At 46.0% G+C, this 15,010-nt stretch carries 16 protein-coding genes; 12 read left to right on the top strand and 4 right to left on the bottom strand.

Going from position 1 to position 15,010, the window contains the following annotated elements:
* Positions 1-4: 4 nt before the first annotated feature.
* From udk to L5M40_RS02070, 8 genes are all read left to right on the top strand, one after another.
* On the top strand, positions 5-643 hold the full coding sequence (gene udk, locus L5M40_RS02105) for a uridine kinase (protein WP_028759746.1): 639 nt from the start codon (positions 5-7) through the stop codon (positions 641-643).
* Positions 644-674: 31 nt separating this feature from the next.
* Positions 675-1,256: a dCTP deaminase gene (gene dcd / locus L5M40_RS02100; protein WP_028759747.1), complete on the top strand. Its 582-nt coding sequence runs from the start codon at positions 675-677 to the stop codon at positions 1,254-1,256.
* 5 nt (positions 1,257-1,261) lie between these two features.
* Positions 1,262-2,071, top strand: a complete 810-nt coding sequence (gene pabC, locus L5M40_RS02095) for an aminodeoxychorismate lyase (RefSeq protein ID WP_173244531.1) — start codon at positions 1,262-1,264, stop codon at positions 2,069-2,071.
* Positions 2,068-3,105: an endolytic transglycosylase MltG gene (gene mltG / locus L5M40_RS02090; RefSeq protein WP_173244534.1), complete on the top strand. Its 1,038-nt coding sequence runs from the start codon at positions 2,068-2,070 to the stop codon at positions 3,103-3,105. Before pabC ends, mltG begins: the two co-directional genes overlap by 4 nt.
* Positions 3,106-3,127: 22 nt before the next feature.
* Complete coding sequence (gene tmk, locus L5M40_RS02085) at positions 3,128-3,754, top strand: dTMP kinase (RefSeq protein ID WP_028759750.1); 627 nt, start codon at positions 3,128-3,130, stop codon at positions 3,752-3,754.
* Complete coding sequence (gene holB / locus L5M40_RS02080; RefSeq protein WP_173244537.1) at positions 3,748-4,704, top strand: DNA polymerase III subunit delta'; 957 nt, start codon at positions 3,748-3,750, stop codon at positions 4,702-4,704. The genes tmk and holB overlap by 7 nt, the downstream gene beginning before the upstream one ends.
* Positions 4,705-4,710: 6 nt before the next feature.
* Positions 4,711-5,037, top strand: coding sequence for a PilZ domain-containing protein (locus tag L5M40_RS02075; protein ID WP_028759752.1), 327 nt, complete (start codon positions 4,711-4,713; stop codon positions 5,035-5,037).
* Between the two features lie 133 nt (positions 5,038-5,170).
* Entirely contained in the window at positions 5,171-5,959 is a 789-nt protein-coding gene (locus tag L5M40_RS02070) for a TatD family hydrolase (protein WP_173244540.1), read from the top strand.
* A 241-nt stretch (positions 5,960-6,200) separates the two neighbouring features.
* On the opposite strand, the gene rsmF is transcribed toward L5M40_RS02070, so the two are convergent.
* Positions 6,201-7,646: a 16S rRNA (cytosine(1407)-C(5))-methyltransferase RsmF gene (rsmF, locus tag L5M40_RS02065; protein WP_263176747.1), complete on the bottom strand. Its 1,446-nt coding sequence runs from the start codon at positions 7,644-7,646 to the stop codon at positions 6,201-6,203.
* 224 nt (positions 7,647-7,870) lie between these two features.
* Here rsmF and L5M40_RS02060 point away from each other — a divergent pair, with 224 nt between their 5' ends.
* On the top strand, positions 7,871-9,097 hold the full coding sequence (locus L5M40_RS02060; RefSeq protein ID WP_263176746.1) for a nucleoside recognition domain-containing protein: 1,227 nt from the start codon (positions 7,871-7,873) through the stop codon (positions 9,095-9,097).
* Between the two features lie 143 nt (positions 9,098-9,240).
* Here the strand turns inward: L5M40_RS02060 and L5M40_RS02055 are convergent, their stop codons facing one another.
* From L5M40_RS02055 to L5M40_RS02045, 3 genes are read right to left on the bottom strand one after another with little or no spacing between them, the layout of a single operon-like run.
* A complete protein-coding gene (locus tag L5M40_RS02055; protein WP_263256213.1) occupies positions 9,241-11,880 on the bottom strand; it encodes a PqiB family protein in 2,640 nt (879 codons plus the stop codon).
* The gene (locus tag L5M40_RS02050; RefSeq protein WP_105252657.1) at positions 11,867-12,484 is read right to left on the bottom strand and encodes a paraquat-inducible protein A; all 618 of its coding nucleotides are present in this window, start codon (positions 12,482-12,484) and stop codon (positions 11,867-11,869) included. Before L5M40_RS02050 ends, L5M40_RS02055 begins: the two co-directional genes overlap by 14 nt.
* 1 nt (position 12,485) lies before the next feature.
* On the bottom strand, positions 12,486-13,118 hold the full coding sequence (locus tag L5M40_RS02045; protein ID WP_168825441.1) for a paraquat-inducible protein A: 633 nt from the start codon (positions 13,116-13,118) through the stop codon (positions 12,486-12,488).
* Between the two features lie 206 nt (positions 13,119-13,324).
* Here L5M40_RS02045 and L5M40_RS02040 point away from each other — a divergent pair, with 206 nt between their 5' ends.
* From L5M40_RS02040 to proQ, 3 genes are all read left to right on the top strand, one after another.
* Positions 13,325-13,624: a YebG family protein gene (locus tag L5M40_RS02040; RefSeq protein ID WP_105252655.1), complete on the top strand. Its 300-nt coding sequence runs from the start codon at positions 13,325-13,327 to the stop codon at positions 13,622-13,624.
* Positions 13,625-13,641: 17 nt separating this feature from the next.
* A complete protein-coding gene (locus L5M40_RS02035; protein ID WP_028759760.1) occupies positions 13,642-14,100 on the top strand; it encodes a GAF domain-containing protein in 459 nt (152 codons plus the stop codon).
* 280 nt (positions 14,101-14,380) lie between these two features.
* Entirely contained in the window at positions 14,381-15,010 is a 630-nt protein-coding gene (gene proQ / locus L5M40_RS02030; protein WP_263176758.1) for an RNA chaperone ProQ, read from the top strand.

Below are 15,010 nucleotides of genomic sequence, written 5' to 3'. Positions count from 1 at the left end.
GGGTATGAATTCTCAGCAGTGTGTCATTATTGCAATTGCTGGCGCGTCAGCATCGGGCAAAAGTTTAATTGCCAAAACGATTTTTGACGAATTGCGCCGCGATTTAGGCACAGATCAAATTGGGGTAATTAATGAAGACGCGTACTATCGCGATCAGAGTCATTTATCCATGGATGAACGGGTATTAACGAATTACGATCATCCAAAAGCGCTGGACCATCAACTGCTGTGCACGCATTTACAGTTGCTCAAGTCTGGCGAAGCTGTTGATATCCCTTGTTATAGCTATACAGAACATACACGCACTGCAGAAACCTTAAAGATGACACCGAAAAAAGTGATCATTTTAGAAGGTATCTTATTGCTGACCGATCCTAAGTTACGTGCCCTGATGGACGCGAGTGTGTTTATGGACACGCCGCTGGACATTTGTTTCCTACGTCGCTTAACTCGTGATGTGGCCGAGCGGGGCCGTACTATGGAGTCTGTGATTTCACAGTACAAGAAAACCGTGCGTCCGATGTTCTTACAGTTTATCGAACCCTCGAAACAATACGCCGATATTATCGTTCCCCGTGGCGGCAAAAATCGTATTGCGACCGATATTTTAAAGACTCGTATCCAACATTTACTGGCAAAATAACGACATAAAAACTCAAGGAGTAATAGGCAAGATGCGCTTAACCGATATCGAAATTGAACAGGCCCTTGATAACGGCACTATCGTAATAGAACCTCGCCCAGGCATAGAAGCTATTTCAGGCGTCAGTGTTGATGTGCGCTTAGGTGGACAGTTTCGCGTCTTTAAAGATCATACCGCGCCTTTTATCGACTTGAGTGGTCCAAGTGCTGAGATGCAAGCGGCGCTTGATCGGGTGATGAGTGAGATTATCGAAATCCCCGATGGCGAAGCATTTTTCTTGCATCCTGGAGAATTGGCTTTGGCTGTGACTTACGAGAGCGTAACTTTACCTGCTGATATCGTCGGTTGGCTTGATGGCCGTTCGTCTCTAGCGCGTTTAGGCCTGATGGTACACGTAACGGCGCACCGTATCGATCCGGGTTGGCAAGGTAAAATTGTGCTCGAGTTTTATAACAGCGGCAAGTTACCTTTAGCCTTGCGCCCACGCATGACTATAGGTGCGCTTAACTTTGAACGTTTAAATCATGCGGTTGCACGTCCTTATAACACCCGTAAAAGTGCCAAGTACAAAGATCAGCAAGAAGCGGTGGCTAGCCGTATCAGTCAGGACTAACACGCGTGTTCTGGGTGAATGGCGCATCGCAGGCAAGTGTCGACCCTTCCGATCGAGGGCTTGCCTACGGTGATGGTCTGTTTGCAACGATGCGAACGGACGCTGAGGGGATTATTTTTTTTGAAGCCCATCAAGCCCGTTTAACCGCAAGCGCCGCAAGGCTTGGATTTCAATGGCAAATGAGTGAAGCATTGCAACAGCAACTGAATATCTTAGCCATTGAATATCCGCATCATTGCATTAAGTTAATCGTTTCCCGTGGTGTTGGTGGTCGTGGCTATACACCGCCAGAAAATGTTAATCCTACCGAAATCGTCTCAGTTCATACTATCCCCGGTCATTATGCTCAGTGGCAGCAACAGGGTATTAGCCTTAAAACTTCGTCGGTACGATTGGGTTTGCAGCCTCTGTTGGCAGGGATGAAGCATTTAAATCGACTCGAACAAGTTTTGATTAAATCACACTCTTTACCGCAGGGATTTGATGACTGGTTAGTCAAAGATATCGAGGAGAATGTGATTGAATCTTCGATGGCGAATGTGTTTTTTATCAAAGATAATCGCATTATCACGCCTTCATTAGCCCTGTGTGGCGTGGCGGGTGTGATGCGCGAACAGATAATGTTGGCCTTGCTTGAACAGAACATGAATATCGAATGTTTGCCCGTTGGCGCCGAGCGTTTAATCGAATTTGACTCAGCGTTTATCACTAACAGCGTTTTAGGGATTGTGGATGTACTGGCGATAGACTCGCTCAAGTTCACCCGTGCTCCGATTACCGCGCAACTTAGACAGACACTTTCACTCACTCTATGAAAAAAATCATTATTATCGCCAGTTCAACCCTGTTGACCTTGCTAACCTTAGTCTGTTTGGGTGCCTTTTGGGGCTATCAAACGGTTGTCGAATACAGTCAAACGCCGCTGAGTCTCAGCGAGCCTAAAGAGTTGAAGGTTGAACGCGGCACCAGTGTAAATCAACTGGCGCAGCAACTTGCCGATGACGGCGTTATTCAAGATACGTGGAAACTCAAGTGGCTACTTAAGTTTCGTCCTGAGCTTGCCAAAATTCGCACGGGACTTTATGAAATATCACCTTCACAAACGATTACTGATTTACTCAATGATTTGATCGCTGGGAAAGTAAAAACCTTCAGTTTGACCTTAGTTGAAGGTAAAACTATTGTGGAATGGGAACAACAGCTTACCAGTGCTCCGCATTTACAAATGTCACCAGAAGCTTTTGCAGCGGTATTGATGGCACAAGGCGATGATTCTGGTTTGCCTGAAGGAAAATTCTTCCCCGACACTTATCATTATACCGCCGAGGCGGATGCTAAAGTCATGCTGACTCAAAGCTATAAAATGATGGAGCAGGAGCTTGCCAAAGCGTGGGCAGAACGGGCGCCAAATTTGCCGTTAAAATCGCCCTATGAAATGCTGATTTTGGCATCGATAGTTGAAAAGGAAACCGGCCAAGCCCATGAGCGTGAGCAAATCGCCGGTGTATTTGTTAATCGTCTTAACCTAGGTATGCGTCTGCAAACCGATCCGACCGTTATTTACGGCATGGGTGATCGCTATAAGGGTAATATCACCCGCAAAGATTTAGTCGAAGAGACGCCTTTTAATACTTATCGCATCTTTGGATTGCCGCCGACGCCGATAGCTGCACCGAGTAAAGCCTCATTGATGGCCGTGTCTAAGCCCGCCAGTGTGAGTTACCTTTATTTTGTATCGCGCAACGATGGCACCCATGTGTTTTCAACCACGCTTGAAGAACACAATCACGCCGTAGACGTCTATCAGCGTAAGATAAAACCAGCGACGCCAGAAAAATCCCCAAAGTAAAAATGCAGAGAAAGAAAATCCAATGTCAGTTTTTGCAAAATTTATCGTTATTGAAGGTTTAGAAGGCGCAGGTAAGTCGAGTGCGATTAACCTTATTCGCGACTTTATTGAAAAACATACGGGTAAAGCACCGATTTGCACCCGCGAACCGGGCGGTACACCATTGGCTGAACGTATCCGTGATTTAGTTAAGATTGCCGATGCGAACGATCCCCTGTGTGATGAGGCCGAGTGTTTACTCATTTATGCTGCCAGAGCTCAGTTGGTTGCTAATGTCATAAAGCCCGCGCTTGCGCAAGGGCAATGGGTATTGGGTGATAGACATAATCTATCGTCATTAGCTTATCAAGGTGGTGGCAGAGGTTTAATGCCGTTAGTGGAAGCGGTGAGCACTGCAACACTAAAGGGATTTAAACCCGATCTTACTTTGTACTTAGATTTAGATCCTAAGCTTGGGCTTACCCGTGCAGCTAAACGTGGTGAGCTTGATAGAATTGAGCAACAAGCGATTGATTTCTTTGAGCGAGCACGCGCTACATATCTCAAACTTGCCAGCGAAGATGACAGTATCGTGGTTATAGACGCGAGCCAAACTATGGCTGAAGTGCACAAAGATATCTTAGCCGTGCTTCAGGCGATGGTATGGTAGCCGAGTCCGGATTTACGGCTGAGCAATTACCTTGGCTCGAAGGGCCAAGACAGGCATTTTTAGCGCAATTAGCGCGTCAAAAAATACCTCACGCACAACTCGTGGGCATTGATTCAGCCTATGGTGGTGAGTTGCTGAGTGTGTTTATGGCGCGCGCGGCTATGTGTTTGCAGCCAACGCCTGTGGGAGCGTGCGGTTTTTGTAAGTCTTGTCAGCTCTATGATGCGGGCAATCATCCTGATTTTTATCATATCGCCGCCGATGGCAATCAAATTAAAGTCGATCAAATTCGTGAGCTGTGTACGCGTCTGACAGCCACCGCACAGCAAAGTGGCAGGCGTGTAGCGATTATCCACCACAGCGAGCGTCTTAACTCCGCAGCCGCGAACGCACTCCTTAAAACCCTTGAGGAGCCAGGTAAAGACACCTTACTGATTTTGCAGTCGGATACGCCTGCACGTTTGATGGCGACGGTTAGCAGTCGTTGTCAACGCATTCCCTTTGTCGTTCCGAGTCGAGAGGTCATCAAAAACTGGCTTGCCCAGCGATGTGGTATTCAAGAGGATGTGACTTGGTGTTTGAGTGTGGTGGGGGGGCCGTTAAAGTTGGCTGAGAGTTTGCAGTCTGAGGGTAGCCAACAGAGTCGGTATCAATCCTTGCTACAATTTCGCAAAGATTGGGCACAAAGTTTGTCGTCTGGTCATCTGTGTGCTAGTTTGTTAATAATAAGTGAACAACAAATAATTGATGTTCTTAAGGTTTTGTACCTACTTATACGACAGGTTTTACTGAAAAATAGCCATCAAGATGCGTTTGTTCATGCGCAGCTCGGGAATTTGGCGGCTAAGATCATGGGAATGTGTCATAGCTTAAGCACAATGCCGAGCGTCAATTATCTGGCCCTGTGTCAAAGTTATGTCTTAGAATATAGAGAGATAACAAATAAGTAATATGCCATGGTAGATCTCGTCGTTAATTTTGATACTTTACATCAGTTATATCGTGCCTATATGCCTTTTATTAAGCCGGCAGGATTATTTATTGCGACCAGTGAAAGTCATTATCTTGGCCAACCGCTGACGATTGCGTATCGTTTACCCGGCGCAACCCTCACTAATGAATTTCGTGGTGTTGTGGTGTGGATTAATCCCTTAGGAGCGTCGGGTGGCCGCCCTGTGGGGATTGGCATTAAAATTATTTCTGAGCCAGATAGCCATAAACACCATATCGAAAAGTTACTGTCCCGCGAACTCGCCTCCGGCGATCTAACCTGCACTATGTAGCTTAGCCTGCATTATTGATCTGGTTTAAACGTTTGTTCACTGCCTAAACTGGCTATTTACTTCTGTTGAATTTGACCTCGATCTCTTGGCTGGGTATCCTTGTCGTCCTTTGTTACTCTGCTTGGAAATCCTTGTGCTTATTGATTCACACTGCCATCTCGATCGCCTCAAAGCGGCGCCTGATCAACAAACCTTAGAACAGATTCTTGCTAATGCTAAAGCCCGTGGCGTGGACTATATGTTGTGCGTGAATGTACGCCAGCAGGGATTTGAATCGATGCGAGATAAAGTTGCAGCCTTCGAACAGGTATTTTTGTCATCGGGTGTGCATCCATTAGACGTTAAAGAAGGCCTCGATGTTGAGCAAATTCGTCGCTTTGCCACCGATCCTAAAGTGGTCGCGATTGGTGAAACGGGGTTAGATTATTTTTATGCCGACGAAACTAAACTGCTGCAACAACAATGTTTTGAGCAGCAGATTGCCCTTGCGGTAGAAGTGAATAAACCTCTAATTGTCCATACCCGTGATGCACGTGAAGACACGATCACTATGCTTAAGCAGGGTAACGCGGATAACGTTGGCGGCGTGCTGCATTGCTTTACCGAGAACTGGGAGATGGCGAAAGCGGCGATTGATCTCGGCTTTTATATTTCGGTTTCTGGCATAGTCACTTTTAAAAATGCGGGTGATCTGCGAACCGTTATTCGCAAAGTGCCTCAGGATCGTCTGCTAGTTGAAACGGACTCGCCTTATTTGGCGCCGATCCCACACCGTGGACAAGAAAATCAGCCTGCCTATGTGCGTGATGTGGCTGAGTTTGTGGCAGAGCTTAGAGGTGAGCGTTACGAAGATCTTGCGGAGTACACCAGCAATAACTTCTTTAATTTATTCAAAGATGCGGCGCGTTTAGTCGGCCGTTAGCCGCAAGTGCTTTGACCCATTTTATGCGATTGCGTGATTGTTAGCGTACAGGCATAAAAAAAGGCCCAAAACGATTAAAGCTGTTTGGGCCTAGGGGAATGGCTCATTGAAGAGCCGTGCGCTACAGGTGAAAGCGCCATGCAGTGCGCTTTACAATAGACTCAGTGTAGTCGAGCTTTTGCCCTAGAGTCGCGTTCACCTTCCCCTTTTTTAGGTTATTTATCGCTAAAAAACAGCAGAACTATAACGATTTTGTCTGTTCTGGTAGCAATAACACTTTATCTTTCACTAAGTCTCTGGGCAGGTTGTTTTTTAACTTATTGCCTAAATGTTTCGCCATGCCTAATGGCGCGCCGCCATAACAGACGATCACTTCACCTTGGGCTTTGCCTGCGGTGGCTAAGGGAATATCTCGCCCCATTAAATACTCTTTAGCTTCAACATCGCTCACATCGACCGTTTTTGCCGTTGGGCTAAGTTGTTTTCCCGCTAAAGCAATAATCGCTTCATGGCGGACTTTAAAACCGTGCTTACTGTTATCTGCGAGTTTAATGCCAATACGCTGAAAGCGCATACGGCCGATAAAAGCGTTGAATTCATGGGGAAATAGCCAGAATTCATCATCGCGAACCATGATGAGTTCGTCCGGTAAGCTGATACCTAAATCCTGCTGAAAATAGTCTTTGATCCCTTGAGCTTGTTTCGCTGATGCGGGCGTGAAGGGGAAGTTTTTCTGCAGTTTAGGCTCTGGCTGTAACCGCGGCACAGAGGCAGTTTTTGTCAATTTAGCGACAAAGAAACCTTCACTGTCGTAAATCTGCGGCCAGACATGCAAGAAGCCTTCTGCAGTCGTGGCTCGCTCAGCGCCATCAAATAAATCACTTAAGGATTCAAATTGCACAGCATCGCCGTAGACTTGCTTTAAATACTCGCACACGCCTTGGTTTTCGAGGCGGTTTAAGGTGCAGGTTGAGTAGACCAAACTGCCGCCGGGTTTCAGTGCGAGAAACGCCGATTCGATTAAGGCTTTTTGGGTTTCGCTAATCGCCAACACATCGTCAAGGCTCCAATATTTTAACGCATCGGCGTCTTTACGCACTGTGCCTTCACCGCCACAGGGCGCATCGATAAGCACGGCATCAAAACTTTCGTACAGGTATTCGCCAAATACACGGCCATCGAAATGAGTGAGGGCGCAGTGGCTCGCACCCATGCGCAGCACATTGGCGTGCAATACTTTCACGCGGCTCGCCGAATACTCATTAGCCACCAATAAGCCTTGGTTTTGCATTAATGCGGCCATTTGAGTGGTTTTTGAACCCGGCGCGGAGGCAAGATCGAGAACGCACTGCCAATGTGCATTCGGTGTAAAAAGTGCGGTCGGCGGCAACATAGAGCTGGCTTCTTGAATATAGAATAGGCCCTGAATGTGCTCTAAGGCATTGCCGAGTTGTTCTTCTTCGTCATAACTGATCCAAAATCCGTCTTCACACCAAGGAATAGGATCGAACGTCCAGCCCTTAGGTTGCATCAAGGTCTTAAAGTCGTCGCTGCTGATTTTTAAGGTATTGACCCGAATTGAACGTCTAAGCGGCCTGTCGCAGGCGGCAATAAACTCGTCCATGGATAAATGGGCGGGGAGTTCTTGGGTGATTGTATCGATAAAATTTTGATTTAATTGGACCATTGATTTCATTGAACCATAGGAAAATAGACTGTGTATCAACTGGCGCGAGTATATCATAATCCCTTATTGGGTCTGAGATTTTCTCCCGAGCAGCCAAGGCTGCTATTGTGATTTAATGTTTATGCTCTGACGATTTCAGCGATATTGGAATGAGTCGCCATAAAGCTAGCACTCAGTAGCCATGAGCTAATAGAATAAAAACAAATAAAAATAAGGGGATTAGCGTGCTGAATCGTGTGTGGTTGGCTTTCTTTGTTACGGCATTGCTGGCAATAGCGGTGCAACTGTTCAATGGGCACATAGAAGTCCTATCGGCTTCGGTCGCGGCATTATTTGCGAGTGCTAAGCTTGCCGCTGAAATTGCCCTTGGGCTGATTGGCGTGCTTTCTCTGTGGATGGGATTGATGCAGGTAGGAGAAAAGGCTGGCGTTGTCGGCGCTATTGCCTTTGTGTTTGAGCCATTACTGCGCCGTTTGATGCCTGAAGTGCCCAAGGGGCATCCGGCCTTTGGCAGTATCACGATGAATTTAACAGCGAATATCTTTGGGTTAGATAATGCCGCCACACCACTTGGTTTAAAGGCGATGCATGATTTACAGAGTTTAAATCCGCTAAAAACCGTGGCGACTAATGCGCAAATCTTATTTTTAGTACTCAATACTTCCTCTGTGACCTTAGTGCCTGTGACGGTATTCCTTTATCGTGCCCAGCAAGGTGCCGCTGCGCCTGCGGATATTTTCTTGCCTATTTTACTGGCTACTTCGGCATCGACATTGGCGGGCTTGCTGGTTGTGGCGTTAGTGCAGCGGATTTCATTATTAAACTCAGTGGTGCTCGGTTATGGCGCCTTGATGCTCTCAGGGTTAGTGGCGAGTGGTTTTTATCTGATGACCTTAAGTGCTGAGGCCATTGGCACAGTGTCGACGGCAATGGGCAATGGTATTTTGCTGTTATTGGTATTTACCTTCGTGATTGTTGCGGGCATCCGTAAGGTGGCGGTTTATGATGAGTTTATTGAAGGGGCGAAGGCGGGTTTTGCTCAATCTATCCAGTTGATCCCTTATTTGCTCGCCATGTTATTAGCGATTGGTTTACTGCGCGCATCCGGCGCCTTGGATTATCTGTTGCACTTGATTGCCACTGGTGTGCGGATATTGGGTTTTGATACGCGTTTTGTCGATGCAATGCCGACCGCGCTAATGAAACCTTTTAGTGGCTCAGGCGCTAGAGCCATGATGCTTGAGACAATGGATCACCACGGAGTAGATTCCTTTGCGGGTCGATTAGCGGCGATTTTTCAGGGTAGCACTGAAACCACTTTCTATGTTCTCGCTGTGTATTTTGGTTCTGTGGGTATTCGTCATGGACGCCACGCCTTAGCTTGCGGTTTAACCGCGGACTTTGCGGGGATCAGCGCCGCGATTGCTGTTTGCTATTGGTTTTATGGTTAACAGGATGGCAAGTGTCTTGAGCACCCTAGAATGTGCCAATAACAGTTCGAGAAGCTAAAAATAAATCAGGCGCATTATGCGCCTGATTTATTTGTAAGAGCTTTAATATTAGTGCGTTGGTGTAAGTATTTTGATGAAAAGAATTACTGGGCTGGTGCCCATTGCTGCCATTCGTTTTCGGCTTTGTGTTGCAATCTTAATACTGTCCCAGTCGCTAAACGATTATCCCCTTGAGTCGTGTCCTTAGTCGCCACATTGATGCCGCCAGCGAGTAAGGTTTCCAGCGAGCCCGCTTCGATTTGGGCACCTGAAAAGAGGCCGACATCGACTTTAATCCCTGAGGCATCCCAGAACTGACTGCTGTGATTCACTAAGTGACTGTACTGAGCCTCGATATGGGCCTGCATCAATACACTATTACCCTGTGTCGATAGGCTATAACCGTCGATTTGACCGACTTTAATCCCTCGGAAGAAGATAGGTGTGCCGACTTTCATTGAGCCTAGGCTAGTATCTTCTAGAATGAATTTCAGCGCATCTTCGGCAACATTGGCATAGCTGCTGGCAGCGAGGTTGGCAACAAACTGGGTCGCTTTTTGACTACTCTTACCCGGTAAGACTCCTATGTAAGGACCTGTGATCAGCGTTTCTGGCGCTTTGATCCCCGCCAGAGAAATTTGTGCATCCACTAAATGATATTCACAGTCACTGCGGCTGAAATGTTCGGCATATTCCCCGTAGAGATATGCGCTAGCTGTGAGTGTATTAAGATCCGCATTGAGCTTTACCTGCGACACTTCACCCACTTGATGACCTTGATAACGAATCGCTGCCTTGGCCGTAAGCTTGCTGGAGGCGGGTAATGTGAGGCGAATTGCCTGCGCCTGACTTAATGCCAACTGCTTGCTCTCATAGAGTTTTAACGGGATTGTATTGCTCACTTTGTCATTGCTATCAAGCAGTCCCAGACTGATGCTGCCCTTTAATGCCCCTTGTAGCGGGGCAACGGCGACATCAATACCGGCAAGACTGGCACTGATATCCACGGCGCTGTTACGCCAGAATACTTTTGGCTTTTTCAGCAAGGGTTGAAACTGTTTGTCGATAGCGAGCTTGATAGCGAAGTCTTCGGTTTTGCTTTGCCAGTTCACTGAGTCAACTGTGCCAATTTGCATTTTTTTATAGTAAATCGGTGAGCCTTGGCTGACATCGGCGCCATCTTGACTGATTAACGTTAAATGCACTTGCTGCTGACGATCATAAAAAGCTGTTGCGGCATCCACAGAGCTAAAGAGGGTCAGAGCACTGTTAGCAGCTAAAGGTGTGTTGCTGTGACCTTGGATCAAGCTAACTGCACCTTGAGTGAGCGTTGTAAAATCCCTTGCTTTGACTGAGACCCCGTCTAACGATGCGTTTACCGTTAATGCTGACTCAGGCACAAAATAGCTGTCGCTGCGTATTAGACTGGCAAACTCAGGTTGTAGCTCGAGTTGGTATTCCACCGCCGATAAATCTTTGGTTAACTTAACCGCAAGCACTGAACCAATGGGGATTTGCTTGAAGCGAACTTGAGCGCCCGCTGAAATGCCCATGTTTTCGGCTGAGGTTAAGGTCAAGAAACGCTTCTTCGATTGCAGTAAATCAGGTGCCTTTGATTGTAAGGCAAAGCTGCTTGGTACCGCGCTTTTGGTGTTGATGCCTGGCAGGAAGTTGATCACGCTACCTGTCAGTAAGCGTTCTGGATTCTTAATGCCTGAGAGGGAAATATCAGCACCTTCAAGCCAAAACACGCCGTCGTTAGTTAACAGTGAACCGTATTGAGGTTCAAACTTAGCCACGGCTGTAACACCATTGGACGTGAGTTGTTTACTTAAAATACTGCCAATGCTCATGCCGCGATAAACGATGCGGGTACCTTTGTCGACACCGTTAGCATCAGCCATGGTTAGGTTTATTTCTATGCCGCCAAGGGCGGTGGTTTCTGAATCATAAAGCGAAAAAACGTCACCGTTTTTAGCTATGTCTGCTTTATCGTCAGAGCTGAAACTCACGCCGCCAGCCAGAATGGACGCCAAACTCTCTGAACTGACTTTAACTCCAGTTAGTGAAGCATCAATTTTGACGCCAGAAACATTCCAAAAGTGAGAATTTTTCTTCACTAATCGCGCGTATTGCTCTTGAATGAAAGCGCTGATAATGACTCTTTGATTGCCATCTAAACGATAGCTGACCACGCTACCCACAGGGATTTGGCGGAAAAATATTGACGAGCCAACATCGAGCGAACCGAGTTTATCGGAGGTCAATTCGACCATCACACCTTCTGAGCCGATTTGCATCGGCGGCGGTTGGCGTTCTGCTTCAAAAAAGGTCGAGGCATTACCTTTCCCTGGTTGGATAGCAATATAGTTACCCGAAAACAGCGCATCTAAGCCTTCAACACCTGTAATACTTGCTTTAGGTGTGACAAGCCAGAAGAGGGTTTCTTTATTCAAGAAAGGCTTAGCACGGTAGTCCATCATGACCTTGACGTTCACGCCTTTGAGATCTTCATCTATGCCAATGTCTTTCACTTTACCGACAGTCAAACCTTGGTATTTGACTAAGGTTTTACCTACATCAATCCCAGTGGCGCTCGGAAAGTGAATTTGAATTTCAACCCCCGATTCTTTAATGCTCTTAATGCCCAGCCAAGCACCTAATGCCAACGCGACAATAGGAAGCAGCCAAATGGGCGAAAAGAGTTTTTTCTTTACAACTTTCGGCGATTCAATTTGTGTCATCTTGAGGTTCCAATCGATCCCAGAGTAAACGAGTGTCTAAAACTTTTGCGGCTAACTGAGTTAACAGAATCACCAAGGCAAATGCGGTAGCCGCAGGCGCGGGTTTCGCGTCGAGTAATTGTCCCATGTTCACTAATGCCACTGTGATTGAGATGACAAATAAATCGAGCATTGACCAGCGGCCAATCCATTCGATGATGTGAAAACCCACCATCAATTTCTTTTTTGAAATCGGAATGTCAAAGCTGATCGCACACAGATAAATGGATAAGCCGATGATTTTAATCCATGGTACTAAAATACTGGCGGTAAACACTATGATGGCAATAGGCAGCATATCTGAATGCACTAAATGCAAAATGCCCGAAAAAATCGTGTCGTGCCGCACTTGGCCTTGGTTGGTCAGCATAGTGATAGGGTAAATGTTGGCTGGCACCAGCAAGATGGCAGCGGTAATCAACAAAGCCCAACTTTTTTGCAGGCTGGAATAGTCTCTGACGTGCAACTCAGTTTCACAGCGCTGACAGTGCGTGAGTTCACTGCTGTTGAGTTGGCGACACACTTTACAGAGACATAGGCCGATATCTTTACCTTGTTGTTTCATATCAGCTATGACCTTCCAATAACGTCCACATATGTTCTAAGTCGTATTCTCTTTGTAGAAACAAGGTCACGAGAAACAGCATAGTGAAGCAAAATGTGCCCATACCAAAATAAATGTCCGAAAAATCAGATAGCTGAAATGATGAAACTAAGAAGCTGATCACATAAATTTCCAGCATAGTGAGCTGCGATAAGATACCATGAAATTTTAATAACTGCTTCAATGAGTTACGCCAAAAAAGGCTATTCAATCCCCATTTCACAATTAAAATCTGTGTCAATATCGATAACAGTAATAAGCCTGGACCTATCACAGCTGCGGCAAGTACGGCGACACCTACAACCCAATAGCCTTGGTCAAATACTGCAAATGCCCCTTGGAAAACCGTGGTAGTACGAATACTGCCGAAAAAGTGGATCTCGAGTACGGGTAAAAAATTAGCAGGGAAATAAAACACTAATGCCGAAATACATAGGGCTAACATACCATTCACAGAGCAGTATGGCGTGTCATAAAGTGCAGTGCTGCAACGAGGACAGATTGCTCTAACGCCGCTAGGCAAGGCACGTTTGCGGACTGCTAAATCGCAGGAGCGGCATAGGGTTACTGAATTTTCTGCTGCGTTTTCATGCATATAAAAATATATATTAGCCTAATAGGAGTCATAACAGCGAGATCGGTGCAAAGTGTCGTGCTAGTTAGCTGTTAAGCCACGTCTAGCGCTTTATAATCTTGGCAACGAAAGTACGCTAATAATATCAGATTAATCAGAACACTTGCATCACAAGTTCAATCTATGTCACTCTAGTTACTGTATATAAAAACAGTGCGAGGGCAGTCATGGCAGTAATAACACAGTTTGTCGTGGTCAGAGAAGGGGTTGAAAAGATGACATTCACATCTAAGAAGGAGGCTGATGCCTACGATAAGATGCTCGATATCGCCGATAACCTTATCCCCTTCATTCAAAAAGCTGATTTGGGTATAGATGAAAGTGTGGGTGAAAAGCTCGCATTCTATTTTGCTAACAATAAAGATGAGCTGACGAACTTGCTTAAAGGCGCCGTTCAGGTTAATAGTACGCCAACGAATCCGCCTGCAGCGAAAAAAGCGGCTAAAAAGACCGAAGCAGCAGAATAAAATTGTTAGGAAATGTAATGAAATCGAAATTTTATGAGTCACTTAACCGTCAAGCCTTGGCCTTGTTGGAAGGGGAAGACGACCTTGTTGCGGCGATGGCGAATTTTTCAGCCTTGCTCAATGATAATTTAACTGAGCTGAACTGGGTGGGATTCTACGTTATGCGTGGCGAACAACTAGTATTAGGCCCGTTTCAAGGTAAAGTGGCTTGTACACGCATTCCGTTAGGAAAAGGTGTGTGTGGTACTGCAGCATTCACTAATCAAACTCAGCGAGTGGCTGATGTCCATCAATTTGATGGTCATATTGCCTGTGATTCTGCCAGTAATTCTGAAATCGTTGTGCCAGTTCGTGCGCAAGGTAACGTGGTTGCCGTGCTCGATATTGACAGTCCTATCTTCGATCGTTTCGATGAAGAAGACCAAAAGGGGCTGGAATTACTGGTTAAAAGTTTTGAAAACTGCCTATTTGATTAATTTGCGTACAATAACGCATAATTCATAGTCGCAATCGGTGGCGTGCGCCTTATAATATGCGCCTGCACGCATTAAGCTGGTTTGATTGGCATGCAATGAATAAGCTTAGTGTTTTGAGCTGTCAAAATTTGTTAAGGTATATTTTTTAACTTTAGTAAACGCGGCTAGGATGCTAATTTGTACGTTGACTCAATATTGAGTTTAACGAAGATAAACGACATGTAAGAAGCTGATATATATCACCTCGAATCGATGTCCCTTTTTGACTGTGGAAGTAATGATGGAATCAACAGAAAAGTTGACCGACACCAATGCAATTTTGGCGTATTTGTATGAAACATTTCCTTTGTGCTTTATTGCTGAAGGTGAAACTAAGCCATTAAAAATCGGATTGTTTCAAGATTTGGCTGAAAGGTTGGCTGATGATTCTAAAGTCAGTAAAACTCAGCTCAGAGTTGCCTTGAGACGTTACACCAGCAGCTGGCGCTATTTAAAGTGCGTTAAAGCAGGCGCACAACGCGTAAATCTGGATGGCGAACCTTGCGGCGAGTTAGAGCAAGAGCACATTGATCATGCTCAAGCCATGTTGAAAGAGAGTCAGGATAAGGCCAAAGCGAAACGTGCAGCACTTGCACCTAAGCCTGCGGCGAAGAAAACACCTAAAAAGGTGGCCGTTCCTCAGCGTGCTAAAACTGAGCGTCCTGCTAAGCCTGCGCCAAAAGCTGCAGCGCCAGTCGTCAATTATGTTCAAGCACAATTGACTGATTTAACGAAAAAACAACGCGTCAATGTTAAATTAGGTATGACACCCGTAGCCGGTGTGATTACTGACATTAACAAGGAAGATATTCATGTTCAGCTTGATAGTGGCCTAACGATTAAAGTTAGAGCAGAACATATCCTGCTGTAA

It is taken from the genome of Shewanella sp. SM68, assembly GCF_025653925.1.
Taxonomy (GTDB): Bacteria; Pseudomonadota; Gammaproteobacteria; order Enterobacterales; family Shewanellaceae; genus Shewanella; species Shewanella oncorhynchi.
This window is presented reverse-complemented; position numbering and strand designations above follow the sequence as displayed.